The following is a 26,017-nucleotide window of genomic DNA, read 5'->3' as shown; positions in this document are numbered from 1 at the left end:
TGGCCCTCGGTCGTTTTCATCGAACGGGGGGTTCATTGACCAACAGTGATACGCAGAGCTCTTCGCCGCGTGTGGTTTTCGCGCAGCGGTTCGCCGAACTCTATGCGGCAGCGGGCAATCCGACTCTGCGTCGGGTCGCCTCGGCCACCGAGCGACGCATGCGCGGCGCCCAGGCAGGCACACCGTCACCGCAGCGGATCAGCGATTGGAAGGCCGGGCGCAATGTGCCCGCACGCTTCGAATCGCTGCTGCCGGTGGTCCTCACGCTCGTCGAGATGACCGAGAAGGCCCAGCGCGCCCTGCCGCGCACCCTGGCCGACCCGCACGAGTGGCGGCGCCTGTGGCAGGAATCGGTCACCTGGACCGCCGACGCTGGCACCGGCGACACCTGCCCCTACCCCGGCCTGCGCGCCTACCTACCCGAGGAGCACACCTTGTTCTTCGGACGCGAGCAGGCCACCGCCGAATTCGTCGAACTGGTGCGCGCCACCACCGGCATCGTGGTGTTGATCGGCGCGTCGGGGGCGGGCAAGTCCTCGCTGCTGGCGGCCGGTCTACGACCCGCGATCGACCTACCCGCCGCCACCATGACACCGGGATCGACCCCGGCCGCCGGACTCGCGGAGGTGCTGACCGACGATCCGCGGGTCCTGATCGTCGACCAGTTCGAGGAGCTGTTCACCCTGTGCCAGGACGAAGCCGAACGCTCGGCGTTCCTGGCGGCACTGGCCGACCTACCCTCGACGGTCGTGCTGGCACTGCGCGCCGACTTCTACGAACAGTGCCTGCACTATCCCGTTCTGCGGAACAGCTTGCAGCGCAACAGCTATCTCCTCGGTTCGATGTCGATGGAAGAGGTCACCCGCGCGATCACCGCCCCCGCCGAAGCCGCCGGACTCACCCTCGAACCCGGCTTGGAAGAGTTGGTGCTCACCGAATTACGCGGCATCGGTGGACATCTCAGCGCCGACGGCTACGACCCCGGCGCGCTACCACTGCTGTCCCACGTGATGTCGGCGACCTGGCAGCAGCGCGAAGGTCGCAAACTCACCGTCGCCGGTTACCGCAAGGCGGGCGGTGTCGCGGGGTCGGTCGCCGAGACCGCCGAATTAGCCTGGAGCGAGCTGACTTCGGGGCAGCAGACCGCCGCGCAGGAACTGCTCGGCTCGCTCGTCACCGTCGGACAGGACGGACGCGACACCCGGCGAACGGTCGACCGTGCCGAATTGCTCGGCCGCAGTGTCGATCCCGACGCATCAGCCGAAGCGCTCGAAGTGCTCGCGGCGAGCAGACTACTCGCCTTGGACGCGGGCTCGGTGCAGTTCTCCCACGAGATCGTGCTGACCGCGTGGCCCCGACTGCGCGGCTGGATCGATACCGACCGGGTCGGACACCTGGTCCGTCAACGTCTCGAGCACGATGCGGCGGAATGGGAAACGGCGAACCATGATTCGACGCTGCTGTATCGCGGCACCCGGCTCGACAATGCCAACGAGCACACCGGTGGCATCGCGGTCGGTCCACGGGTACGCGCTTTTCTTCAGGCCTCCCGCCGGGCGGCACGCAACGGTGGGCGTTGGCGGATGGTGGCCGTGGCGGTGGTGTTCGCACTGCTCGCCACCGGTGTGATCGCCGTCGACCGCACCAGGCTCGCCGATCAGCGGGCGCTGGACCGCGACTACGCCGAACTGATGGCCGCGGCACATCGGACCAGAACCAGCGACCCGTCGATCTCGGCTCAATTCCTGTTGGCCGCGTATCGAATCCGGCCCGATGACGCGACCCGCACCCAGCTGTTGAACAGCCAGGACGCACCGCTTGCCGTCACCGAGCCCGCCCACCAGCAGGGCGTCTCCATGCTGGCCTACCGCCCTGCCGACGCATTACTCGTCACGATCGACAATGCGAGCGACACCGCCTTCTGGGATCTGCGCGATCCCGCACGACCGCGCCGAATCAGCACTTCGCTCGGCACGAGAATCCACCAGCTCGATTTCATACCGGGCAGCACCGACGCAATCACCATCGGTGATCCCGGCACCCAGCTGTGGAATCTCGCCGACCCCGCGTCACCGCGCCTGATCCACACGCTCGATACCCGCCGGGCCAACACCATCGCCATCGATTCGCGCGGAACCCGACTCGCCGCGGTCGAGGCGTCGACCCTCACTCTCTGGGACATCCGCGATCGGTCACGACCGTCGCCCACCGTCACCCGCCCACTGGCCGGTGACCACCACGCCGTCGAATTCGGCCCCGAGGGCACGGTACTCGCGGTCGGCTCCGTCACCTTCGACACTGGCCACTCCGATTCCGTGCAGTTGTGGGACACCAGCACCGCGCGTCCCCTCGGACCGCCGATCTCGATAACGGTCGGCGACGTCCTCCAAGAGGTCGCGCTCAGTCCCGACGGCACCAGCCTGGCGATCGGTACCTACGGCGCGAAGGGCACCGGCAGCGCACCGTCGAGCCAGTTCGAACTCTGGGACATCACCGATCCGCGCCACCCGCGCAGCTTCGGTGCCTCGACTCGCGTCGACAACGACGTGCTGGCCTCGATCGTTTTCCACCCGAACGGACATCTCCTCGCCACCGGCTCCGACGAGGCCGCCCGGCTGTGGAACATCACCGACCCGGCCCAGCCCGTGCAAGCGGGCCCCGCACTGTCGGTGAGCCCGTCCGCCTGTCCGCAGGCCCGGCTCTCGCTGTGCAGCGGTGGACCGACGTCGATGCTGTTCCTGCCCGACCAACCGGTGCTCCTCGGCGCAGGGCACGACGGACTGCTGCGCACCTGGACATTGCCCCGATCGACGGTCGACGTGATCCCCCGGATGCCGTCCGGGCCGGTCTTCGATCGCGACGGAGATCGGATGGCCATGCTGACGCGAACCGGCGACGTGGTGGTCTGGGACACCACTGATCCACGTCGCCCGGTCCGACTGTCCACGATCGCGGGTGTACGGGGGCTGTCGAACCCTGCGCTGAGCGCGGACGGGCGCACACTGAGCCTGCACGATAGGGAAGGCCGGCGCCGGATCGTCTTCGACCTCGACGATCCACGCCATCCGCGACCACTGCCCGGCTGGCCGACCGGCGGCGCCGCACAATCGACGGTCAAGGGCAACCGGATGCTGCTGACCTTCACCGAGTCGGTCCAGATGTGGGACCTCCCCGACCGCGGCGCACCGACACCGCTCGGGTCGCCGATCACCGCGCGGGTCGGAAAGGTCGTCGGTGGCGGTTTCAGTCCCGACGGCAGCCTGGTCGAGGTGATCCTCGCCGAACGCCGTGACGAATGGGACAACCACTACTTCCGCCAGATCTGGAATCTGGACGACCCGGCGCACCCACGCCTGATCGCCGAAGTCGATGTGGAACTCACCACCGTTCTACAGCCGTCCCAGTTTCTGCCCGACAACCGCACCGTCGCCGTAGCCAAAGACGACCGCTTCGGGCTGTGGGACACCGACGCACCGGAGACATTCACGCCCTTCGCCGACTCGGTCCGCACCGAAATCGGGTCGATCAACTGGATCTCCGCGTCGGCGGACGGCACCACGCTGGCCGTGTCGAGCGACGACGGCACGACCGGTCTGTGGAATCTCGACGACCCCCACGCACCACGCAAATACAGCGGCCCGCTCGGCCCTGCCGACGGCCGCAACCGGCAGGTGACCCTGCACCCCCGCGGCGAACAGCTCATGCTCGTCACCGACAACGGCCAGCTCGGTGTGTGGGACCTCGACGCCGAAACCGTCGCCGCGCGAATCTGCGCGTCCACCGGCCAGCTCACCGAAACCGTCTGGCGCGGTCACGTCGCGAACGTGGTCTACCGCTCCCCCTGTCCGTGAACCCGGGGAATTCTCAGGGTTACCCCCGATGCGCGGAAGGGGCCGCGCGGCACACCATGGATGGCATGAGCAGAACGAGCTTCGCCGACCAGGTTCACCAGATGTGGCAGACGCGGCCCGTCCGGCTGCCTCGGCAGGGGCCGATCGCCGGAGTGGCGGCGGGTTTCGGGTTGCGGTACGGGGTGGATCCGGTGCTGGTGCGGGTGGCCTTCGTGGTGTCGACCATTTTCGGTGGGGCCGGGATCGTGCTGTATCTGCTGGCCTGGCTGGTGCTGGGGTCGGCGGGCAACGAGGTGTCGGCGGCGCAGGCGCTGTCGGCGCACGATCGGGGGTCGCATTCGCAGACGAAGACGATCGTGTTGATCGTCGCGCTGGCCATCGCCGTGTCGGCCATGGGGCCGATCGGGATGGGGCTGGGCGGGGGCGGGGTGGTCAGCCTCGGTCTGATGCTCGCCGGCTGGTGGATGCTGTATCTGCGGCATCCCGAGTTGCCAGCAGGGTTCGACGCCTATCGCTCACCGCTCGGCGCGACCGGTTACCCGGGTGCGGGCTATCCGACCGGTGTCCCGGTGCGCGGCTACCCGTACAACCCGGAGGTACCGCCGACGGGGATGTACACGCCCTACACCAAACTCCCCGAGGTCTACGTCCCCTCGAATCCGGAATCGAGGGTGATCGTCGGCGAGGAATTCCGCACGGCCACAGCCGAATCCAGCCCTCTGCTGCGCGTCGATACCACTGACACGGTCGTCCTGCACAAGGACACCGGCACAACCACTTCGGATTCGGTGGACACCGTTCGAATCACCGAGACACCGGCGGACTCCGGCGAGACCGGTCCGACTGCGGATTCGGCGCCGACCAGCCTGCTCGAAGTCGCCGACGAGCACGCCGCGGACCCGATCGAGTCGACAGCGGATCCGGTCGACGATTCGGCATCCGTCGATCTCGGCAAGCGTGCGGACATCGACGCGCCCGTCGCTGAGCAGACCGGCGCCACCGCTGTGCTGCACAAGAACTCGCCGGGAACCCCCGCAGCGGAACCCCCGCGCATCAACGCGCAGGTACCCAACGGCTGGGACCCCCTTGCCGTCGCCCCACTGGCCTGGGAACTCCCCGAAGCCGCACCGCAGTTCCTTCCCGCGGCGCCGCCGGCCCCGAAACGTCCACGCTCCCGGCTCACGCCGGTCACCATCGGCCTGGCGATCCTCGCCGCCGCTGTGGCCGGTGCCGCGGCCGCGTCGGGTGTGGAGTGGATGACCCCGGCACGTATCGCCGCCTTCGCGCTCGCGGTGGTCGGAATCGGCTTGGTGGTCGGCGCGTTCCTGCGGCGCGGGTACGGGCTGCTGGTGCTCACCGCTCCGCTGGCCGGGTTCGTGGTGCTCGCCTCGCTGATCGGGCCGATCGACTTCGACAGCGGCACCATGGGTGACCACACCTGGACGCCGGTCGCGACCACCGAGCTGCAGCCCCGCTACGAGGTGAACATGGGCTCGGGCACGCTGGACCTGCGCGAGATGAACCTCACCGAATCCCGCAGCGTCGAGGTGTCGGTGAACATGGGAGAGGCCGTGGTGCTGCTCCCCGACAACATGACCGTGAAAACCAGTTGCGAGGTGAACATGGGCGAATCACGATGTGACGAAGGCCTTTCCGGTCCCAACACCCCCAATACCCCGGTGCTGGACCTGCGAGTCGACGTGCAGATGGGCGAAGTGACGGTGACCCGTGGCTGACGACAACAGCGTCGAAACCCGACGCCGACCCGCGTTCACCCTCATGACCGCAGGTCTGATCGCCCTCGCCGTGAGCGTCTGGGCACTGCTCGGCGCACCCACCCCCGACGACGGCGGCATCCTGCCCGTCGGCTGGGGTGTGGTGATCGCGGCGATCGTGGTCGGCCTGATGCTCACGCTCGCACCCAGCCGCAAACACCACTGAAGGACAACCCAGAAATCAGCAATGGCCCGTCATCGTGACGGGCCATTGCTGTTGTCGGACCAAATCGAAAAGACAAGGCACATGGACGAATCCAAACCCGACCGGCAGCCGGAAACCCCCGTGGCGAAGGTCCTGCCACCGACCACGCACCGACCGCACACCGGCGGCTTCCTCCTCGGCAGGCTCCTGCTCACCCAGGCGGCGCGACCGGCCTAACTCACTCCCACTCGATGGTGCCCGGCGGCTTGCTCGTCACGTCGAGGACCACGCGGTTGACGTCGGCCACCTCGTTGGTGATGCGCGTGGAGATCCGTTCCAGCACGTCGTAGGGCAGGCGAGTCCAGTCCGCGGTCATCGCGTCCTCGCTCGACACCGGACGCAGCACGATCGGATGACCGTAGGTGCGACCGTCGCCCTGCACGCCGACCGAGCGCACGTCGGCCAGCAGCACCACCGGACACTGCCAGATCTGCTTGTCCAGACCGGCGGCGGTGAGCTCTTCGCGGGCGATGGCGTCGGCCTGGCGGAGCAGCTCGAGCCGGTCGGCGGTCACCTCGCCGACGATGCGGATCGCGAGGCCGGGGCCCGGGAAGGGCTGGCGCGCAACGATTTCCTCGGGCAGGCCGAGTTCCCGACCGACCGCGCGGACCTCGTCCTTGAACAGCAGGCGCAGCGGCTCGACCAGGTCGAACTCGAGGTCGTCGGGCAGGCCGCCGACATTGTGGTGGCTCTTGATGTTCGCGGTGCCGGTGCCGCCGCCGGATTCGACGACGTCCGGGTACAGGGTGCCCTGAACGAGGAACTCGACCTTCGGCGCCACACCGTCACCCTGCTCGATGACGATGCCCGACACCGCGTCCTCGAAGGAGCGGATGAACTCGCGCCCGATGATCTTGCGCTTCTCCTCGGGATCGGAGACGCCCTTCAGCTCACCGAGGAACTTGTCCACCGCGTCGACGGTGACCAGCTTGGCCCCGGTCGCGGCGACGAAGTCCTGCTGGACCTGCTCGCGCTCACCGGCGCGCAGCAGACCGTGATCGACGAACACACAGGTGAGCTTGTCACCGATCGCGCGCTGCACCAGCGCGGCCGCCACGGCGGAATCGACACCACCGGACAGACCACAGATGGCGTGCCCGTCACCGATCTGCGCGCGCACGCTCTCGATCAGCGACTCGGCGATATTGGCCGGGGTCCACTGCGCGGGAATGCCAGCGATTTCGTGCAGGAAGCGGCTGAGCACCTGCTGACCGTGCGGGGAGTGCAGCACCTCGGGGTGGTACTGGACGCCCGCCAGGCGACGCGCGCGATCCTCGAACGCGGCCACGGGGGCGCCCGCACTGGTGCCGGTCACCTCGAAGCCAGCGGGGGCGTCGGTGACCGCGTCACCGTGGCTCATCCACACCGGCTGGATCGTCGGCAGGCCGCCGTGCAGCACACCACCGTCGATGCTCAGCTCGGTGCGCCCGTATTCGCGGGTGCCGGTATGCGAGACGGTGCCGCCGAGCGCCTGCGCCATGGCCTGGAAGCCGTAGCAGATGCCGAACACGGGGATATCGAGGTCGAACAGGCGGGCGTCGAGTTGTGGTGCGCCCTCGGCGTACACGCTCGACGGACCACCGGACAGGATCACGGCAAGCGGCTGCTTGTCGGCGATCTCCTCCACGGTCATGGTGTGGGGGATCACCTCGGAGAACACGCTCGACTCACGCACCCGACGGGCGATCAGCTGGGCGTACTGCGCGCCGAAGTCGACAACGAGGACGGGTCTCTGAGTATCTGCCACCGGCACAGTTTAGTGAGGGGGTCCGGCGAGCGAGCAGCGGGCATCCGTGCCGCCCTGACACGCACTAGTGAGAGAACACGACGCGCCACCGTTCTTGGGCGTGGCGGGGTGGGGCTGGCTATTCTCGTGCTCGTGCCATTCGCCCGCGCGATCGATGCCGACATCTACTACGAGGACAGCGGTGGCACGGGTCCGGTGGTGTTGCTCGCCCACGAATTCTTCATGGATCGCACGATGTTCGCGTCACAGCAGGCCGCGCTCGCGCCCGAATTCCGGATAGTTGCCTGGGACGCGCGTGGGCACGGTCGCACCAGAGATCAGCGGTTGCCGTTCACCTACTGGACCGCCGCGCGCGACGCGCTCACCGTGCTCGACGCGATCGGCGTCGAACGCGCGATTATCGGCGGCACGGCGCAAGGGGGCTTCACAGCATTGCGGACCGCGCTGGTTGCACCCGAACGGGTCGCCGCGTTGATCTTGATCAGCACCGAGGCGCACGGACCCACGCTGGAACAGTCCACCGCCACCCAGCGCTTCCTCGACGAGTGGCACGACCACAGCTCCCGCGAGGAAGCCGCGGGACGGCTGGCCGACTGGCTCATCGGCGACGACACCTGGTACCGCGACATCTGGACGCGCCGTTGGGTCGGCGACGCCCACAACGGCCTCGACGCCGCCGTCGGCTGCCTGCTCGGGCGCGATTCGGTGCTCGACCGGTTGCGCGAGATCACCTGCCCGGCCCTGATCATCCACGCCACCCAGAGCGGCATCGCCGGGGAACGGGCCCGCACGCTGGCCGACGGGCTCACCGCCTCCACCTTCGTGGAGATCGATGGCGCCCGCCTGGCCGTCACGATGACGCACCCGGAACCGGTCAACAACGCGATTTCCAAGTTCCTGCGGAACCGGGTCTCACTGACCCATGTGCGCTAGCGGACGCTCAGCCCGACCTTCTGGAATTCCTTGAGGTCGGAGTAACCGGCCTTGGCCATCGACCGACGCAGGCCGCCGACCAGGTTCAGCGAGCCGAACGGGTCGTCGGACGGGCCGTAGAGCACGCGCTCGAGGCTCGGACGGGTCACCGCGCCGTCGGGGCCGTCGATCCAGGACTCGTCGACGGGCAGGAACGAACCGCGCGGCACCGAGGGGTGCGCGGTGGCCGAGGGCCAGTACCAGCCGCGACCGGGCGCCTCGGCCGAGGCCGACAGCGGAACCCCGAGCATCACGGCGTCGGCGCCACAGGCGATGGCCTTGGCGAGCTGACCCGAGGTGGCCACGTCGCCGTCTGCGATCACGTGCACGTACCGGCCGCCGGTCTCGTCGAGGTAGTCGCGACGGGCCGCGGCGGCGTCGGCGATGGCGGTGGCCATCGGGACGCCGATGCCGAGCACCTCGCCGGTGGTAGTGGCGCCGGGGAACGAGCCGTAGCCGACGATGACGCCGGCCGCACCGGTGCGCATCAGGTGCAGGGCGGTGCGGTGATCGCTCACGCCACCGGCCACGACCGGCACGTCCAGCTCGGCGATGAAGGTCTTGAGGTTGAGCGGCTCGTCGCCACCGACGTGCTCGGCGGAGATGATGGTGCCCTGCACGACCAGCAGGTCGATGCCCGCCTGGACCAGCGCGGGGGTGAACGCGCGGGCGTTCTGGGGGCTCAGTCGCACCGAGGTGGTGACCCCGGCCGCGCGGACCTGGGCGACGGCGGCGGCGAGCAGGTCGGGCTGCATCGGTGCGGCGTGCAGTTCCTGCAGCAGCGAGATGGCCTTTTCGTAACCCCCCTTGTCAACCAGATCGATGAGCTGGTCGATCTTGGCCTGCACATCGGCGTGGCGCGCCCAGAGGCCTTCGCCGTTGATCACGCCGAGACCACCCTGGCGGCCCAGCTCGATCGCGAACTCGGGCGAGACCAGCGCGTCGGTGGGGTGCGCGAGGACGGGAATCTCGAAACGGTAGGCGTCGAGCTGCCAGGCCAACGAGACCAGCTTCGACGAACGAGTCCGCCGCGAGGGCACGATGTCGACGTCGTCCAGCTCGTAGGTCCGACGGGCGACCCGCCCCATACCGATTTCGACCATGTCACGCACAGTTGCTCCTGTGTTTTTGGAGCGCTGGCGCGCTCGAGTTCGCGGCCCTGGTGGGCCGCCGGTCAGGCACCGCGGCTTGCTCCTTCGTCGCCTGCGCCGCGGCACCTGACCGGCGACCCGCCGCGAACGCCGCTGCGCGGCAGCCCCTCCTCGAGGTCGGGGCGTGCGGGGCCGGCAATGCGATAGGCGGCGGACCCGGAGTCAGCCTGCATTGCCCTCGTGCGCCGGGAGCGTACCTCCCGGCGCACAAACGCATCTATTGTACTCAGCCGCGCCCGGTGTAGTTCGGGGCCTCGACGGTCATCGTGATGTCGTGCGGGTGGCTCTCCTTGAGACCCGCCGCGGTGATCTGCACGAACTGCGCCTGCTGAAGGTGCTCGATGTTCTGCGAACCCGTGTAGCCCATGGCCGCGCGCAGGCCGCCGACGAGCTGGTGGATCACCTGGTTGACCGGGCCACGGAACGGGACGCGGCCTTCGATGCCCTCGGGGACCAGCTTGTCCTCGGCGAGCACGTCGTCCTGGAAGTAGCGGTCCTTGGAGTAGGACTTGGCCTGGCCACGACCCTGCATGGCACCCAGCGAGCCCATGCCGCGGTAGGCCTTGAACTGCTTGCCGTTGACCAGCACCAGGTCGCCGGGCGACTCGGCGGTGCCCGCGAGCAGCGAGCCGAGCATGACGGTCGACGCACCCGCGGCGATGGCCTTGGCCACGTCACCGGAGTACTGCACGCCACCGTCGGCGATCACCGGCACACCGGCGGCCTTGCAGGCGGCGACGGCTTCGAGGATCGCGGTGATCTGCGGTGCGCCGACACCGGCGACCACGCGGGTGGTGCAGATGGAGCCGGGACCGACACCCACCTTCACCGCGTCGACGCCGGCCTCGACGAGGGCAGCGGCACCGGCGCGGGTGGCGACGTTGCCGCCGACGATCTGGATCCGGTCGCCGACCTCGGCCTTGACCTTGGCGACCATCTGCAGCACCTGCGACTGGTGGCCGTGCGCGGTGTCGACGATCAGCACGTCGACCCCGGCGTCGGCCAGGGTCATGGCACGCGACCATGAGTCCTCGCCGACACCGATCGCGGCACCGACCAGCAGGCGGCCGTCGCGGTCCTTGGTGGCATTGGGGTACTGATCGGTCTTGACGAAGTCCTTGACCGTGATCAGCCCGCGCAGCCTGCCGTTGCCGTCGACGATGGGCAGCTTCTCGATCTTGTGGCGACGCAGCAGACCCAGCGCGGCCTCGGCGGTGACACCCTCACGGGCGGTGATCAGCGGCGCCTTGGTCATCACCTCGTCCACGCGACGGTCCTGATCGACCTCGAAACGCATGTCGCGGTTGGTGATAATGCCCACCAGCGAACCGGTCTCGTCCACCACCGGCAGACCCGAGATGCGGAAGCGCGCGCACATGGCGTCGACCTCGGCGAGAGTGTCGGTGGGCCGACAGGTGACCGGGTCGGTCACCATGCCCGCCTCGGACCGCTTCACCGTCTCCACCTGGGCGGCCTGATCGGCGGCCGAGAGGTTGCGGTGCAGCACACCCATACCGCCCGCACGCGCCATGGCGATGGCCATGCGCGCCTCGGTGACGGTGTCCATGGCCGAGCTCACCAGCGGCGTGCGCAGGGTGATGTCCCTGGTCAGCTTGCTGGAAGTCTCGACCGAGCTGGGGATGAGATCCGAGGCGGCAGGCAGCAACAGCACGTCGTCGAACGTGAGGCCGAGCATGGCGATCTTGGTCGGATCGTCGCCCCCCGTAGGAGGGCGCACCGCGATTCGTTCGCCCGACACGGGATTACTCATTCGGATCGACCCCTCCTGGTCGTCATAGCTACCGACGCGAGGAACATGATGCGTCGGTGCTCGAGCGGAAAAAGCTTTCGGATCGGTCGGCTGGAACAAGAGTCGCCGACACCTGTATTCCATGGTATCCGGCGGCCGTGGACGCCTGTTAAGTGAGCCCTTCGGCAAAACTTGCCCCCCGCATCGCTGGCGCGATGTACCGAGTACTGCGTACCGTGGGGATGTGCGTGACCATCTACCACCTGGCCTGCCGCCGGATCCCTTCGCCGGAGACCCCTCCGACCCGTCTGCCGCGCTCGATGCGATCGAGCCCGGTGAGCCGTTGGATCCTCATGAGCGCCTCGCGGTCGAGGAAGATCTCGCAGACCTCGCCGTATACGAAGCCCTGCTGGCCCACCGCGGCATCCGCGGCCTGGTCGTCAGCTGTGAGGATTGTCGGCAAGATCACTACCACGACTGGGACATGCTGCGGGCGAACCTACTGCAGCTACTCGTCGACGGCACCGTCCGTCCACACGAGCCCGCCTACGACCCCACCCCCGAGGCCTACGTCACGTGGGACTACTGCCGCGGCTACGCGGACGCGTCGATGAACGAGGCGTTCCACGGCGACGGCTTCGACGGGTTCGACAACTAGCGTTACCCCTGAGCACCGCCCCTCCCCCGCTCGGTCACGCGTGCGTGGGCGAACCCGCAGGCTCATACCCGAAACACCCCCAGCACACAACGAAGGCCCCGAACCTGTTCGGGGCCTTCGTTTTCGGTCAGTTCACTACGAAGCGGGGATTGCGGGCGGCGTCTGCATGATCGTCGCCGCCGGCGGGGGTACCTGCTGCGTGGACGGCAGGGTCGGCGGAAGCTGCATCGACGTCGGGACCACCGTCGTGACCGGCGGTGGTTCGGCGATGGTGGTCGGTGGTGTCGTCGGGTCGACCGTGACCGGCGGCGGGGTGGTGACCGGTGGCGGAGTGGTCACCGGCGGTTGCGTCGGCTCGAGCGGTTTGGTCTCGGGGCCGGGGGTCTGCAAGATGGTCGCACCCGGATCGACGGTCTCCGATCCCGGACCGGTCGGTGCCACCGGAGCGGTGGTGCCCGGGTTGCTCGTCGGCGGAACCGGTGCGGGCGAAGTCGGCTTGGCCGGGTCGACCGTCGTCGGCGGCAGTTGCGCGCCGATCTCCGGTGCCATCTTGAGCAGCTGATCGCGCAAGAAGTTCCAGCGCGCGATCAGATCGTCCCGCTTGGCCGGGTCGTCGACCTGGCCCGCGTTGGCGGAAGCCTGTTCCAGCCTGGCCTTGGCCTGTTCCGGATCACCCAAGGTGAGCAGGTTCTGCGCGGCGGCCAGATCCTCGTCGGCGTACTGCACGACGGTAGACTGGGCCTGCTCGCTGAACACGACCTCCTTGATCCGCCACAGCGGATCGCCGGGTGCCGCGCTGTAGGAGAACGCCGTGATGCCGCCGAACACCAGCGACAGTGCCGCTGCTGCCCCGAAAATCGGGCGGACCAGCCGTAGACGTCCGCGCGAGGAAGCTCCGACTCGAACCTGCCGCGCACCGATCTCCTGGTTGACCGCCGCGAAAACGGTGTCAAGATCAGGGCCCGCGGGCATCGGCTCGGCCAAGATATCGGCCCGCCAATCCGCGAGTAACGATGCCAGCTGGAACTCTTCGGGACTGTCGGTACGTACCGGACCATCGCTCGCGATCGCGTCGATCAGCGCATCATCGCTGCGCAACGCCGCGATATCGACCGGTCCGGAATCACCGGCACCCTCGGCGGCGTAGGGACCGCTATTGCCAAGACCGTGCTCGCCATCCCTAGCCATACATTTCACCTGCCCTCGCCACTTGTGACTTCAGTTTCGCGAGTGCCCTGTGCTGGGCCACCCGTATCGCTCCCGCCGTGCTGCCCACGGCGACTGCGGTTTCCTCTGCTGACAGACCCATGACCAAACGCAGGATCAGGATCTCTCGATGTTTCTCGGGGAGCGTTGCCAGCAGAGTGTTCATCTGCCTGCTCGTCTCCGAGTCGAGAGCCCGCTGTTCCGGACCTTGGTCGGTGGATATGACATCTGGTACTTCGGCCATCGCCTCCGCCTTGTTACGGGCGGCGTTGCGATGGGCGTCGGCGACCTTGTGCGAAGCGATTCCGTACACGAAGGCCATGAAGGGCCGACCCTGATCCTGATAGCGGGGCAGGGCGGTCATCACAGCCAGACAGACCTCTTGCGCAACATCGTCCGCGGAGAGCTGTCCGCGCTCCGCGGCCCCGATCCGCGCCCTGCAGTAGCGAACTACCAAGGGACGGACCAGTTCCAATACCCGAGCTAAAGCGGTCCTGTCGCCCTGCGCAGCCGCAGCGACGGCGAGGTCCAACTCTTCGCCCATATGCGTCATCGTCAGAGATTTTCCTGGCGTTACGAGTGGCGCGGTCCAATGTGACCGAGCTTCCACCGAAAAGGCGGAACGGGACTAACAATAGCGACCCGCTGATCGGCCGCCATCGGGCGTGGTCCGTTCTCACCGAGCTCTCAGAAAGATCATCCGCAGCGAATCAAGCACCCAGCGGGGCGATGTCTCCGCCCAGCGCGCGCAGTCGAGCGCCATGATCTGCGGCTTCCGCCGCCGCGAGGCGCGCCTGCCCCGGTTCGGCCACTCCGGCGCGCAGCATCGCGGTGGCCCAGCGCAGCGGCAGCAGGCCGTTTTCGTGGCAGTCGGCGTCGACCCGGCGGGCAAGTTCCGCGGACCGGGCGAGGTCGCCGTTCGCGGCGGTGGTGGCCGCGACGAGCAGTGCCGATTTCACCTGGTGCCGTACCGACGGAAGAGCCGCTGCGAGTTCGACGGCCGTGCCCGCCTCGCGCAGCGCGTCGACTGCCCGGCCGCCGGCGAGGGCGGTTTCGGCCCGCACCCAGTGCCAGCGCACCTCGGCGCGCGGTGGCGCGTCGGCGAGCAGCGGCCGCACGCGATCGAGCAGGCGATGGGCGAGGGCAAGTCGGCCGGTGCCGAGTGCGTCGGCGGCCAGACCCGTATACGCGTCGGCGAGAGCCTCGGCGCGGGCCGCTCCGTCGGCGGCCGATGCCAGCGTCGCGGCGCGGCCGTCGAACACTGCCGCACCCGCGTGGTCGCCGAGTTGGCGCAGCAGCGATCCCCTGGTGCTCTCGACGAGGGATTTCAGGCCGGGATCTGTCCGGGTTCGAGCCAATATCTGCAGGTCAGCACGGGCTGCGGCGTAGCGCCCCTGGCCGCCGAGCGCGACCGCCCGGTACCACCGCGACATCGGGTCCGCGGGCTCCGGCAACTCCGTAGCGGCCAGGCCGGGAGTGGGCCCGAAAGCAGTCGAAACGAGTATTTCGGAACCGATATCCGCGGGTGGGGCCGTTGTCTGCACGGCCAGACTCTAGCCGCCACCGGTCCGCGGGAGTTCGCGTGTTATGGGATCGCACAGACCATTCAGCAAATAGTCAGCATTTCTCTCGAGCGCCGATGTTGCCATCAGGTAAATCTCCGCTCTCCGATGCCGCTACCGCAAAGTCTCGAATTCACATGCGTTTCGCGCAATTAACCTTCACGCCCTGTTTTCGCCATCTGGACGCACTCCGTCCGCGAAGAGGGTTGTGATCCAGCACACCGTGCCACCAGGGGCGTCACCCGCCGGAACCAGGCCCCTACCGGCGCGACCTGGGAAAACATGGGATGCTTCGGATACACGAAGACACCCGATCCATAGCCAACCGAACAGTATGGCGGGATCGAGTGTGAAATGTAAATAGTGAGGAGGTTAAATTTCAGCGATGCAGATTTACTGAACTCATGCGCCGAACTATTGACGGAAATTCCCGCCTGCACCTAACGTAGCTCATCGCCACGGTTGGCGCTGCGCGAAATCGCAGCGACCTCCGAGCGGCACCGTCAGGCACCGTCGAGCCGGCCACCCCTCACCGGGTGACGCGTTGACCTGCCGCACCACTCGCTCGACAACGCTGACGAGCTCGCGCCACAAGGAGTTCACATGCCCATGCCCACCCACCTCCCCGGACCGAACGCCGATGTCTGGGATTGGCAGATGCGTGGCTCGTGCCGCGGCCAGGACTCCGCGGTCTTCTTCCACCCCGACGGCGAACGCGGCCGCGCCCGCACCGCACGCGAGATGCGCGCCAAGGAGATCTGCCGGGCCTGCCCCGTGCTCATGCAGTGCCGTACCCATGCCCTCAAGGTCAGCGAGCCCTACGGCATCTGGGGTGGCATGTCCGAGACCGAACGCGAGATGCACGCGCGCCGCAACCGTCGCCGGATGGCCGTCTGAGCGCGCCCGCGCCCGTGGCGGCCCGGTTGGCAAATCCGTTCCCATCCGTTGGCCGTGGCGCGCCGAATCTCTAGCAAACAGCTGGCACCCGAATAAAGACACCCCCGGGCGGCGGTGAGTCATAGCCTCGGTCTACATTCGTGTCCGATGACACAGAATGGGTTCCGAAGCGAAGCCTTTCCACCGAGCGTGGATTCTGCGGTTACCGCACGCGCGGCCGAAGGAGTCGAGCTAGCTGCACTGCTCCAACGGTGCGGCCTGTCCGATCAACAGGCCTTTGCCGAGCTGTACGACCGGACGTCGGCGCGCGTCTACGGCCTGGTCCTGCGGGTGCTCCACGACCCCGGGTACGCCGAGGAGACCACTCAGGAGGTCTACCTCCAGATCTGGCGCACCGCCACGAGTTTCGACCCCGCCAAGGGGTCGGCGGTGACCTGGCTGATGACGCTGGCCCACCGGCGCGCGGTCGACCGGGTTCGCGCCGAGCAAGCCCACACCCAGCGCGAGGTCGCGTACGGGATCCGGGTGCTCGGCCACGAATTCGACGAGGTCACCGAGGAGGTGGAACGCAGACTAGAACAACAGGCCGTCCAGCGCGGGCTCTCGACGCTCACCGAGACCCAACGCGAGGCGATCTCGCTCGCCTACTACGGCGGGCGGACCTACGCCGAAGTTGCCACATACCTCGGCATCGGGTTACCGACCGTTAAGTCCCGGATTCGGGACGGATTGACACGACTGAAGAAAAGTTTGGGGGTGACGTGAGATGAACGAAGCCCAGATCGATCTCGCGCACACCGTCGCGCTCGGATTGATCGACGACGAAGACCATCACGCGATCCAGACCATCATCGATACCGAAGATCCCACCCTGTGTACGCAGTTCCTGCGAGAGGTTCGCGATACCCGCGAAGCCCTCGCCCAACTCGCGTCCGCAACCCCCACCCCACCGCCTCCGTCGCTGCGCGCCCGATTACTGGCCGCACTCGATGCCGAAGATCCGCCGGTAGCCAGCTAGCGGAGCAAACGAAAGGCCCCCAGACCGCGTCAGCGATCCGGGGGCCTTCGTTATGCGTCAGTGCGAGTGACCGTGCCCGTGGTCGTCCTCGGCCGGAGCCGGCTTCTCCACGATGGCGCTCTCGGTGGTCAGGATCATCCGCGCGACCGAGGCGGCGTTCACCACGGCGGAGCGGGTCACCTTGACCGGGTCGACGACACCGTCGGCGAGCAGGTCGCCGTAGGTCAGGGTGGCGGCGTTGAAGCCTTCCTTGCCCTCGGAGACCTTGGCGACAACAACCGCACCGTCGAGACCGGCGTTGCTGGCGATCCAGTACAGCGGGGCCTCCAGGCCCTTGCGGACCACCTCGACACCGACGGCCTTGTCGCCGGTGAACGAGTCACGCAGCTCGGCCAGCGCGGCGGCGGCGATCACGAGCGCCGAACCACCACCGGGGACGATGCCCTCCTCGACCGCGGCCTTGGCGGCGGCGACCGCGTCGTCGACGCGGTACTTGCGCTCCTTGAGCGCGGTCTCGGTGGCAGCACCGACCTTGATCACCGCGACGCCACCGGCCAGCTTCGCCAGCCGCTCTTCGAGCTTCTCGCGATCCCAGTCGGAGTCCGAGGCCTCGATCTCGCGACGCAGCTGCGCGCTGCGGCCCTTGATGTCCTCGTCGGAGCCCGCACCGTCGATCAGCACGGTCTCGTCCTTGGTGACGACGACGCGACGCGCCTGACCCAGCTGCTCGAGGGTGGCCTCGCGCAGAGTGACGCCGAGATCGGGGTTGATCACGGTGCCACCGGTGACGACGGCCAGGTCGTCGAGGAACGCCTTGCGACGGTCACCGAAGAACGGCGCCTTCACGGCAACGGCCTTGATGGTCTTGCGGATCGAGTTCACGACCAGGGTCGACAGCGCTTCGCCGTCGACGTCCTCGGCCACGATCAGCACGCTCTTGCCGGACTCGGCGATCTTCTCCAGCACGGGCAGCAGATCGGGCAGCGAGCTGATCTTGTCGCGGTGCAACAGGATGTAGGTGTCCTCGAGGACGGCCTGCTGGGCCTCGGGATCGGTCTGGAAGTAGGGCGAGAGGTAGCCCTTGTCGAACTGCACACCCTCGGTGATGACGAGTTCGGTGCTGGTGGTCGAGGATTCCTCGACGGTGACAACGCCGTCCTTGCCGACCGTGGTGAGCGCCTTGCCGACCATGTCGCCGATTTCGGAGTCACGCGAGGACACGGTGGCGACCTGGGCGATGGCCTTCTCACCGGAAACCGGGGTGGCCAGCGCGAGCAGCACCTCCGACACCTTCTCGGCGGCCGCGGCGATGCCCTGGCCGAGGGTGATCGGGTTGGCACCGGCGGCAACGTTCTTCAGGCCGCCGCGCACGAACGCCTGGGCCAGCACGGTGGCGGTGGTCGTACCGTCGCCCGCGACGTCGTTGGTCTTGGTGGCGACGCTCTTGACGAGCTGTGCGCCGAGGTTCTCGAAGGGGTCCTCGAGGTCGATCTCACGCGCGATGGTGACACCGTCGTTGGTGACGGTCGGGCCACCGAAGGCCTTGGCCAGCACCACATGCCGACCACGCGGGCCGAGGGTTACCTTGACGGCGTCGGCCAGCTTGTCGACACCGCGTTCCAGAGCCCGGCGAGCCTTTTCGTCGAACTCGATCTGCTTGGGCATAAAGGATTCAGCTCCTGTTTGTGAACGCAATCCGCCCCGGGTCTAGTGAAAGACGCCGGGGCGGAACGCTGATGCGGCGTTGGCCTTACTTGGTGACGACGGCCAGGATGTCGCGCGCCGAGAGGATGAGGTATTCCCCACCCTGGTACTTGATCTCGGTGCCGCCGTACTTGCTGTAGATGACGACGTCGCCCTCTTTTACGTCGACCGGGATGCGGTCACCCTTGTCGGTGACGCGACCCGCGCCGACGGCGATGACGGTGCCCTCCTGGGGCTTCTCCTTGGCCGTGTCCGGGATGACCAGGCCGGAGGCCGTCGTCGTCTCGGCCTCGTTGGCCTGGACGAGGATCTTGTCCTCGAGCGGCTTGATGTTCACGCTCGCCACGTTGAGCCCTCCACTTTCAGGGGAAATTCGGTTGTCCGGAACTGGTGTCCCAGGCCGGGTTTCGGTCAGCTCGCGACCCTGCGCACAGCCCCGTCGTCGCGGGTGCCGGAGCCGAAGCCCAGAAGTCGACTGGCACAAGTACAGCTTCACGTGCCGACTAGCACTCTATACGTGAGAGTGCCAGCACTCAAGGTCGGGTTCTGCCGATGTCGCATATTCGACACGCCCACACTGGCCAGTGATCTTCACATCGCCTGCAACAATCTGTAACGTTCGCATAACAGGCTGTGACATAGCACAGGAAAGCGTCATCCGCTCGTAGAGCAATCGGCTCGAAGGGAGGTGAACATGCGAACATCCCTCGGCATCTCGGCCGGGAACGAGGTGGTGTGCTCGGCACTGGTCGCGACAGGGTCCTCGGGCGAGCAGAACTTCGACTACCGGGTCGTTTCCTCCGATGAGGCGCATTCGGACCTCGGTGATCTCGTGTCGTCCTCGATCGAGTTGATGACCACCCAGTTGCCGGTGCCCGCGGGCATGTCCGGCGAACCCCTCGGACGCTACTCCGGTAGCCACCGTCGCGCCGAGTCCCGTTCGCGCCCGACCAGCGTCGCCGTCGCCTATCGCAACAAGGAACAGGCACAGGCCATTCGGGCCGCCACCAGTCGCCATCGTGATCTGCGGCTGGTCACCGAGGGCGCCGCCGCCCTGGCCTACCTGCACCACACCGGGCTGCTCGACCGCTACGCCACCGTCGCCGTGATCGACCTGGGCGCAACCGGACTCACCGTCACCGTGGCCGATTACACCGACAACGTGGTCTTACACAGCGAACGTACGCCGACACTGAGCGGCAACGCGATCGACGAGCTGATCTACCACCACCTCGTCGACCTGCACTACGCCCGTCGCGGCACCCGCCCCAACCGCACCACACTGACCCATCGTGGCCGCGCCGCCAAGGAACACCTGTCCCTGGCACCGGTGGTCACGATCGATCATGTTGCGGGACAAGGCCTAGAGCTCACCCGTCCCGATTTCGAGGAGCTCATCGGGGGCCTGCTGCGCAATATCGCGCTGTTCTCGTCGTCGGTGTTCACCCGTGCGCCGAAGTACCCCGACGCGGTCGCGGTGATCGGCGGCTGCGCCAACATCCCGTGTGTCATCGACATTCTCGACAGCCGTCTCGATGTGCCCGTGCTGACCGTGCCCGACCCGGAGGCCGTGATCGCCAAGGGCGCCGCGCTGGTCGCCGATGCCGAGGCACCGTCCGGGTCGACCGGCGGCGCGCACGCCGACGCACCGAGCGGCACCTTCGCCAAGGTGGTCGGCACGCTGGTCGGCGCGGTGGTCGTCGTGGGCCTGGTGATCGGCTACGGCGTCCAGGCGGTCACGCCCGACGCCCCTGATGTCACCCCCGCGGGCACGAGCAGCACCGTGCGTCAATCCCCCTCACCGCTGCCTCCCGCCCCCACTCCGTCGCCCACCGGCCGCGAGAGCACCGGCGTTCCGATCGCCCCGCCCGTGACCGAACTCCCCACCTCCACCACCGGCCAGCCCACCCCTACGCCGACGACGAGCAGCAACGCCCCGACTCCCTCGGCGTCCACTTCGACAACGGCTCCCACCCTGCGCCCCGACCCGAACCTCCCGGAGATCCCCTACCCCGAGTCGCCTCTCGGCCCCTTGGACAGCGGTTCCGCGGGCGGCAACAGACAGCGTCCCAGCACCCCCAACACCTCCCCCACACAGGCGCCCGCCAGCAGCACTCTCCCGATCTCCCCGACGGACGGCACCCCGCAACAGCCAGCCGGTTAGCTCCCCGGCTTCCCCCACACGCAGCCACGCTCGAGGTCGGCCCGGCCCGGCGACCCGGACGAATTCCGCGCTACCCCCGCAGCGCACTCACCGAAACCGGAAGCCCCGGATCGGTGGCAACACTCAGCGCCGCAGGCTCGGCCCCCGCCGCGATCACATGCGCACCCAGCGCCGCGATCATCACACCGTTGTCCGTGCACAACCGCGGCTTGGGCACCCGCAGCGTCAAACCCGCAGCGGTACAACGCTCTTCGGCCAGCGACCGAATCCGCGAATTGGCCGTGGCGCCGCCGCCGAGCACGATCGTGTCGACACCGACGTCCTGCGCGGCCCGCACGGCCTTCATCGTCAGCACATCGGCAACGGCCTCTTGGAACGACGCGGCGATGTCAGGAATGGGCAGCTGATCGGCGGTAATCCCTTGCCGCTGAGCCGCTTCCACATATCGGGCCACCGCGGTCTTGAGACCGGAGAACGAGAAGTCGTACCGGGCGTCACGAGGGCCGGTCATACCGCGCGGAAACGCGATCGCACGCGGATCACCCTCGGCGGCAGCGGCATCCAGATAGGGCCCACCGGGATACCCGAGCCCCAACAACCGCGCGACCTTGTCGAACGCCTCGCCCGCCGCATCATCGACCGTGCTGCCGAGTTCGGTGATCGGCTCACCCAGGTCCGTGACCTGCAGCAGATGCGTGTGCCCGCCGGAAACCAGCAGCGCCACCGCGGGCGGCATCGGGCCGTGTTCGAGGGTATCGACCGCGACATGCCCACCGAGGTGGTTCAGCGCGTAAAACGGCACATCCCACGCCGCCGCGTAGGCCTTGGCCGCGGCCACGCCGACCAGCAGCGCACCGGCCAGCCCCGGCCCGATGGTGACGGCGAGGGCATCAGGCTTGCTGATCCCCGCGGTCGCCAGCGCACGACGCATCGCGGGCACGATCGCCTCGAGATGCGCGCGCGAGGCGATCTCGGGCACCACGCCACCGAAGCGCGCGTGCTGGTCGACGCTGGAGGCGACCTCGTCGGCGAGCAGCTCGACCGAACCGTCCGGGTGTCGGCGCACGATGCCGACTCCCGTTTCGTCGCACGAGCTCTCGATCCCCATGACGATCACAACAACGCCTCGTTCCGCTGGTCACCCGTCGACTGTCGAGATCCGACGATCACGACGACGCCCTGTTCCGCTGGTCGCCGACGATCACGACAGCACCTCGTCCTGCCGACCACGCGCCGCCCATTCATCGGCCGCAGCGGTCAGTTCCGGGCGCCGCATCGTGTACGCGTCGGCCCCGCTGGGGTGGTAGTAGTTCTTGCGCAGCCCGATGATGTGGAACCCGTGCTTGGCGTACATCGCGATGGCGGGCGCGTTGTCGGTGCGCACCTCGAGGAACACCGGCCCGCCCCGTTCGGCCGCCGTGGCCAGCAAGGCTTCCAGCAGCAGCGTCCCGATGCCGCCCCGATGACATTCCGGGTCGACGCCGATCGTGTGCACCTCGGCCTCGGGATGGGCGTCGTCACCGAGCAGCGCGATGCCCGCGTAGCCGACCATCATCCCGTCGGCGGTGCGCGCGGTGATGTAGCGGTTGTGCCCACCGGCCAGTTCGGACCGGAACGACACCGCCTGCCACGGGTCGTCCTCGGGAAACAGCAGGTGCTCGAGTTCGACGCAGCGGTCGATATCGGGCAGCGTCATGGGAGCGATCAGGTACTCGGTCACGGCACTCACGCCCCGGTCCGGTCGAGGGTGCGGAAGCTGTTCTCCACCGCATCGGGCCTGCGCAGATACAACGGCACCAGCGGCTCCGGCGCGTCCCCGGCCAGCAGCGCCGCCGCGGCGACGCTCACCAGCCCGGCGGGCGACGGCGTCTCGGCGGGCAGCACCGGCAGATCGAAATAGTCCACGTGCGCGGCCGACCCGGCGACCGCCGCGGCATCACCGACCGGCACGTCGACAGCCTTGTTCACCTCGGGTCCCGCCACCCGCACCCCGTTCAGATACTTGGCCCAGTACACCTCGCGCCTGCGCGCATCGGTGACCACCAGCAGTTCGCCGGGATCGCGCTGCTCACCGACGGTGTCGGCGGCGATCGCGTCCAGGCTGCACACCCCGTAGACGGGTAAGCCGAGCGCGTCACCGAAGGCGGCCGCGGTGGCCATCCCGACGCGCAACCCCGTGAACGGACCGGGTCCGAGCCCGACGACGAGCGCGTCGAGTTCGTCGCGGCGCACCCCCGCCTCGGCCAGGCATTCCAGGATCTGCGGGGTGAGGACCTCGGCGTGTGCGCGGGCGTCGACCTTCACCCGGGCAGCGAGTGTCGTCACGGCTGGCCGGGTGCCGGGTTCACCGGCAGGTGACAGGTGCACCAATCCCGCTGTAACGGCGGGTGTCGCGGTGTCGACTGCTAGTACGAGCATGATTGTCTCAACAATACCGGGTGGTTTCGCCGCTCGGCGCGCACCGGTGCGCGGGTGATCGCGCGTTATTCGATCCATTCCCAGATCGCCGTACGCACATCGGATTCCGGCTCCCGGGCGAGTTGCACGCGCAGATGCCGGTCGGCGAGGTGTTCGACCACCCCCTTGCCCCATTCCACGACGACGACCGCGTGATGCAGGTCGGTGTCGAGGTCGAGGGAGTCCAGTTCGTCGAGGTCGCCCGCGAGCCGATAGGCGTCGACATGGACCATCGCCACCCCGGGCGTGCCGTCCGGGCGCACGCCCGCCTTGTGGGCTCGGGCGATGATGAACGTCGGCGAGCTGACCCGGCCCGCGACACCGAGTCCGGCGGCAATTCCCCTGGTCAGTGCGGTTTTACCGGCGCCGAGGGGGCCGTCGAGCACGACCAGATCGCCCGGTCGCAGGGTGGCCGCCAGTTCACGGCCGAACGCTTCGGTGTCCTCGACAGTCGTCAGGACGCGCTGTTCAGCCACCGACGGCCTCCTCGCCCCGCGCGTCGGTGATTCCCGCGCGCGCGAGCAGCCGGTCGAGTGCGGCCGAACACACGTCCGGGAACTGCAGATGCGGCATGTGCGCCGCCTCACGCACCCGGACCAGCTCGCCGCCCGGCAGTTCCGCCGCCAGTGCGCGGGAGTTGCGGAACGGGATCACCACATCGTGCGCGCCGCCGAGAATCAGCACCGGCATATCGGCCATGACGGGCAGTGCGGCCGATTCATCGTGCAGTTCAATCGCTTTCAGGAATTTCTCGATGGTGCCGACCGGGGTGCGGTCGATCATCATCGTGGTGAATCGCGACAGCGTCGGACTCACCGGGCCGTGGAACGAGCTCACATGCAGGATCGGCGTCACCACCTGCTTGCTCGCGCTGCGGCTGAACTGCACCAGCGTCGGCGCCGTCCGCGCCGCGAGCCGGAACCCGTCGACCGCTGGGTGGCGGATCAGCTGCGAGATCCCCGTCGCGGTCACCTCCGCGGCAGCGGTACTCACCAGCCCGACCGCCCTCACCCGCTCCGCGAACAGCTCGGGAAACTGCGCGGCCGCCGCGAGCACCGCCATCCCGCCGAGCGAATGTCCCACCAGCACCACCGGTCCCGTGGGCGCGCACTCGCGGATCACGGTGGCGACATCGCGGCCGAGCTGGGCGACCGTGCAACTGTCGGTGCTCGGCGTGCCGGAGCGTCCGTGGCCGCGCTGATCGAAGAACACCATCCGGATCCGCGAACCCCACTCCTGCGCAAGATCGCGGCGCTGGAAGTGGAACGACTCCATGCTGTTGCAGAACCCGTGCACGAAAATGACCGTGACCTCGGCAGACTCGTCGCCGTAGGTGCGGGTGGCCAGCGTCACCCCGTCGTCGGCTAGCACCGACCCCGGTTCGTCTTCATCGATCAGCGCGAAGTTCTCGTCGCGGTACTCGTCGCGTTCGGCGGGCCAGCGCACCCGCGCGCCGATCTGACGCAAGGTGTGGGCGATGGCCAGACCCGCGAGCAGTCCCGCGGTCGCCAGGCCACCGCGCCGGATCACCGTGCGCCGGGTCATCGCCCGGTCCCCACGTAGCGTCGGCTCGCGCGACCACGCGGCGCGCACACGACCTCGTAGTCGATCGTGTCCAACGCCCGAGCCCAGTCGAGCGCGTGTGGGTGCCCCGCGCCGCCGCCGAACAGCACCGCGCGATCACCTTCTCGCACGCCCGCCGGGTTGTCGCCGAGGTCAACCATGAACTGGTCCATGCACACCCGCCCGACATTACGGTGTCGGGACCCGCCCAACCACACCTCGAAACGCCCACTGAGCGACCGGAATACACCGTCGGCATAACCCGCGGGCACCAGCGCGACCGTCGTATCGCGCGGCGCGACCCACCGATGCCCGTACGACACGCCCTCCCCCGCCGCCACCTGCTTCACCAGCGCGACCTCGGCTTGGAAGGTCATCGCGGGCTTCAACCCGAACTGCCCGAGCTCGGGAATCGGGGAGAGCCCGTACACCGAGATGCCGGGCCGAACCATGTCGAAATGCAGATCAGGCCTGGTCAACGTGGCTGCCGAATTCGACAGATGCACCAGTTCGGGTTCGAGCCCGTGTTCCTTGGCCAGCGCGATCGCCTCGACGAACCGCTCCCGCTGCCGATCCAGCATCGGATGCCCCGGCTCGTCGGCATGCGCGAGATGGGAGAAAATCGCCCGTAACCGCACCACCTGCCCGTCGACGAGCCCCCGCAACGCCCCCAGCACCTGCGGATACTCCGTCACCGACACACCGTTGCGATTGAGCCCGGTATCAACCTTCACCGACACCGTCGCGGTCCGCCCCACCGCCACCGCGGCTCGCTCCACCGCCCGCAACTGCGCCAGCGACGACACCCCGATCTCGAGCTCCCCCGCAACAGCCCCCGCATAATCAGCATCAACAGTATTGAGCCAGCACAGAACCGGCGCCGTGATCCCCGCCGCCCGCAACGCAAGCCCCTCACCGACCGTGGTAACCCCCAACTCCCGAGCCCCCGCCTCCAACGCGGCCCGAGCGACCTCAACGGCCCCATGGTTGTACCCGTCGGCCTTGACCACCACCATCACCGCCGCGCCGTGCGCGTACTCCCGCAACACCCGCACGTTATGAGCAATGGCATCCAAGTCGACGACCGTCTCCACTTGCGCATTCACACCCCGATCCTGGCAGGTCGGCCTCCCGGAAACCTCAGCGGGTAGACCGCCAGGTCGGCACGATCTACGCCCCTCTCCCCCCAGGCCACACCGCAGTCGGCATGGCCTTCTATTGCGACGCCAAGCCCACGCTGGGCTCCAGCCTCAATACGCAGCTTAGTTCGAGAGTGAGCGGACCTATCTTCTCCGCACCCGCGAGGTAAGCCGCCCACCACAGCTCTTCGCACGGGA

General features: G+C 68.1%; 24 protein-coding genes. 10 read left to right on the top strand and 14 right to left on the bottom strand.

The features are described from left to right. Positions 1-35: 35 nt before the first annotated feature. The 4 genes from ACFWUP_RS24420 to ACFWUP_RS24405 all read left to right on the top strand — a co-directional run bounded on the left by ACFWUP_RS24420 (position 36) and on the right by ACFWUP_RS24405 (position 6,008). On the top strand, positions 36-3,851 hold the full coding sequence (locus ACFWUP_RS24420; protein WP_379238007.1) for an NACHT and WD repeat domain-containing protein: 3,816 nt from the start codon (positions 36-38) through the stop codon (positions 3,849-3,851). A 65-nt stretch (positions 3,852-3,916) separates the two neighbouring features. Continuing rightward, the gene (locus ACFWUP_RS24415; RefSeq protein ID WP_379238005.1) at positions 3,917-5,587 is read left to right on the top strand and encodes a PspC domain-containing protein; all 1,671 of its coding nucleotides are present in this window, start codon (positions 3,917-3,919) and stop codon (positions 5,585-5,587) included. Beyond that, positions 5,580-5,792 (top strand): hypothetical protein, encoded by a 213-nt coding sequence (locus ACFWUP_RS24410; protein WP_379238003.1) that lies wholly within the window; start codon positions 5,580-5,582, stop codon positions 5,790-5,792. The genes ACFWUP_RS24415 and ACFWUP_RS24410 overlap by 8 nt, the downstream gene beginning before the upstream one ends. An 81-nt stretch (positions 5,793-5,873) precedes the next feature. Next, positions 5,874-6,008 (top strand): hypothetical protein, encoded by a 135-nt coding sequence (locus ACFWUP_RS24405; protein ID WP_379238001.1) that lies wholly within the window; start codon positions 5,874-5,876, stop codon positions 6,006-6,008. Position 6,009: 1 nt separating this feature from the next. On the opposite strand, the gene guaA is transcribed toward ACFWUP_RS24405, so the two are convergent. Beyond that, complete coding sequence (gene guaA, locus ACFWUP_RS24400) at positions 6,010-7,578, bottom strand: glutamine-hydrolyzing GMP synthase (protein ID WP_379237999.1); 1,569 nt, start codon at positions 7,576-7,578, stop codon at positions 6,010-6,012. Positions 7,579-7,710: 132 nt separating this feature from the next. On the opposite strand from guaA, the gene ACFWUP_RS24395 reads away from it, so the two are divergent. After that, the gene (locus tag ACFWUP_RS24395) at positions 7,711-8,511 is read left to right on the top strand and encodes an alpha/beta fold hydrolase (RefSeq protein ID WP_379237997.1); all 801 of its coding nucleotides are present in this window, start codon (positions 7,711-7,713) and stop codon (positions 8,509-8,511) included. Here the strand turns inward: ACFWUP_RS24395 and ACFWUP_RS24390 are convergent. Beyond that, positions 8,508-9,662: a GuaB3 family IMP dehydrogenase-related protein gene (locus ACFWUP_RS24390; RefSeq protein ID WP_379237995.1), complete on the bottom strand. Its 1,155-nt coding sequence runs from the start codon at positions 9,660-9,662 to the stop codon at positions 8,508-8,510. The genes ACFWUP_RS24395 and ACFWUP_RS24390 overlap by 4 nt on opposite strands. Before the next feature lie 265 nt (positions 9,663-9,927). Continuing rightward, positions 9,928-11,472: an IMP dehydrogenase gene (gene guaB, locus ACFWUP_RS24385; protein WP_379237993.1), complete on the bottom strand. Its 1,545-nt coding sequence runs from the start codon at positions 11,470-11,472 to the stop codon at positions 9,928-9,930. Between the two features lie 223 nt (positions 11,473-11,695). Between guaB and ACFWUP_RS24380 the strand changes: the two genes are divergently transcribed. Then, the gene (locus ACFWUP_RS24380) at positions 11,696-12,109 is read left to right on the top strand and encodes a DUF5319 domain-containing protein (RefSeq protein WP_022567296.1); all 414 of its coding nucleotides are present in this window, start codon (positions 11,696-11,698) and stop codon (positions 12,107-12,109) included. 135 nt (positions 12,110-12,244) lie between these two features. On the opposite strand, the gene ACFWUP_RS24375 is transcribed toward ACFWUP_RS24380, so the two are convergent. The 3 genes from ACFWUP_RS24375 to ACFWUP_RS24365 all read right to left on the bottom strand — a co-directional run bounded on the left by ACFWUP_RS24375 (position 12,245) and on the right by ACFWUP_RS24365 (position 14,859). Then, positions 12,245-13,297: an anti-sigma-D factor RsdA gene (locus tag ACFWUP_RS24375; RefSeq protein ID WP_379237991.1), complete on the bottom strand. Its 1,053-nt coding sequence runs from the start codon at positions 13,295-13,297 to the stop codon at positions 12,245-12,247. Continuing rightward, positions 13,290-13,868 (bottom strand): sigma-70 family RNA polymerase sigma factor, encoded by a 579-nt coding sequence (locus tag ACFWUP_RS24370; protein ID WP_266296525.1) that lies wholly within the window; start codon positions 13,866-13,868, stop codon positions 13,290-13,292. The genes ACFWUP_RS24375 and ACFWUP_RS24370 overlap by 8 nt, the downstream gene beginning before the upstream one ends. A gap of 157 nt (positions 13,869-14,025) precedes the next feature. Then, positions 14,026-14,859: a hypothetical protein gene (locus ACFWUP_RS24365; RefSeq protein WP_379237989.1), complete on the bottom strand. Its 834-nt coding sequence runs from the start codon at positions 14,857-14,859 to the stop codon at positions 14,026-14,028. Between the two features lie 621 nt (positions 14,860-15,480). Between ACFWUP_RS24365 and ACFWUP_RS24360 the strand changes: the two genes are divergently transcribed. From ACFWUP_RS24360 to ACFWUP_RS24350, 3 genes are all read left to right on the top strand, one after another. Continuing rightward, positions 15,481-15,774, top strand: coding sequence for a WhiB family transcriptional regulator (locus ACFWUP_RS24360; protein ID WP_022567299.1), 294 nt, complete (start codon positions 15,481-15,483; stop codon positions 15,772-15,774). Between the two features lie 147 nt (positions 15,775-15,921). Then, a complete protein-coding gene (locus ACFWUP_RS24355; RefSeq protein ID WP_379237987.1) occupies positions 15,922-16,539 on the top strand; it encodes a sigma-70 family RNA polymerase sigma factor in 618 nt (205 codons plus the stop codon). Position 16,540: 1 nt separating this feature from the next. Continuing rightward, the gene (locus ACFWUP_RS24350; RefSeq protein WP_379237985.1) at positions 16,541-16,792 is read left to right on the top strand and encodes a hypothetical protein; all 252 of its coding nucleotides are present in this window, start codon (positions 16,541-16,543) and stop codon (positions 16,790-16,792) included. Between the two features lie 57 nt (positions 16,793-16,849). Here the strand turns inward: ACFWUP_RS24350 and groL are convergent, their stop codons facing one another. Beyond that, positions 16,850-18,457: a chaperonin GroEL gene (groL, locus tag ACFWUP_RS24345; RefSeq protein WP_379237983.1), complete on the bottom strand. Its 1,608-nt coding sequence runs from the start codon at positions 18,455-18,457 to the stop codon at positions 16,850-16,852. An 85-nt stretch (positions 18,458-18,542) separates the two neighbouring features. After that, positions 18,543-18,842 (bottom strand): co-chaperone GroES, encoded by a 300-nt coding sequence (gene groES / locus ACFWUP_RS24340; protein ID WP_056818214.1) that lies wholly within the window; start codon positions 18,840-18,842, stop codon positions 18,543-18,545. Between the two features lie 348 nt (positions 18,843-19,190). Here groES and ACFWUP_RS24335 point away from each other — a divergent pair, with 348 nt between their 5' ends. Beyond that, complete coding sequence (locus ACFWUP_RS24335) at positions 19,191-20,660, top strand: Hsp70 family protein (protein WP_379237981.1); 1,470 nt, start codon at positions 19,191-19,193, stop codon at positions 20,658-20,660. Between the two features lie 70 nt (positions 20,661-20,730). Here ACFWUP_RS24335 and tsaD read toward each other — a convergent pair whose 3' ends face one another. The 6 genes from tsaD to alr form a co-directional block, all read right to left on the bottom strand. Continuing rightward, positions 20,731-21,777, bottom strand: coding sequence for a tRNA (adenosine(37)-N6)-threonylcarbamoyltransferase complex transferase subunit TsaD (gene tsaD, locus ACFWUP_RS24330; RefSeq protein WP_379237979.1), 1,047 nt, complete (start codon positions 21,775-21,777; stop codon positions 20,731-20,733). A gap of 84 nt (positions 21,778-21,861) precedes the next feature. Beyond that, positions 21,862-22,356, bottom strand: coding sequence for a ribosomal protein S18-alanine N-acetyltransferase (gene rimI / locus ACFWUP_RS24325; protein WP_379238111.1), 495 nt, complete (start codon positions 22,354-22,356; stop codon positions 21,862-21,864). 29 nt (positions 22,357-22,385) lie between these two features. Further along, entirely contained in the window at positions 22,386-23,078 is a 693-nt protein-coding gene (tsaB, locus tag ACFWUP_RS24320) for a tRNA (adenosine(37)-N6)-threonylcarbamoyltransferase complex dimerization subunit type 1 TsaB (RefSeq protein ID WP_379237977.1), read from the bottom strand. Positions 23,079-23,143: 65 nt separating this feature from the next. Further along, positions 23,144-23,593, bottom strand: coding sequence for a tRNA (adenosine(37)-N6)-threonylcarbamoyltransferase complex ATPase subunit type 1 TsaE (tsaE, locus tag ACFWUP_RS24315; protein ID WP_266296543.1), 450 nt, complete (start codon positions 23,591-23,593; stop codon positions 23,144-23,146). After that, complete coding sequence (locus ACFWUP_RS24310) at positions 23,586-24,662, bottom strand: alpha/beta fold hydrolase (protein ID WP_379237975.1); 1,077 nt, start codon at positions 24,660-24,662, stop codon at positions 23,586-23,588. The genes tsaE and ACFWUP_RS24310 overlap by 8 nt, the downstream gene beginning before the upstream one ends. Then, a complete protein-coding gene (gene alr / locus ACFWUP_RS24305; protein WP_379237973.1) occupies positions 24,659-25,786 on the bottom strand; it encodes an alanine racemase in 1,128 nt (375 codons plus the stop codon). The genes ACFWUP_RS24310 and alr overlap by 4 nt, the downstream gene beginning before the upstream one ends. Positions 25,787-26,017 lie beyond the last annotated feature (231 nt).

Origin of the sequence: Nocardia sp. NPDC058658 (genome assembly GCF_042716665.1) — a bacterium.
Classification (GTDB): domain Bacteria; phylum Actinomycetota; class Actinomycetes; order Mycobacteriales; family Mycobacteriaceae; genus Nocardia.
This window is presented reverse-complemented; position numbering and strand designations above follow the sequence as displayed.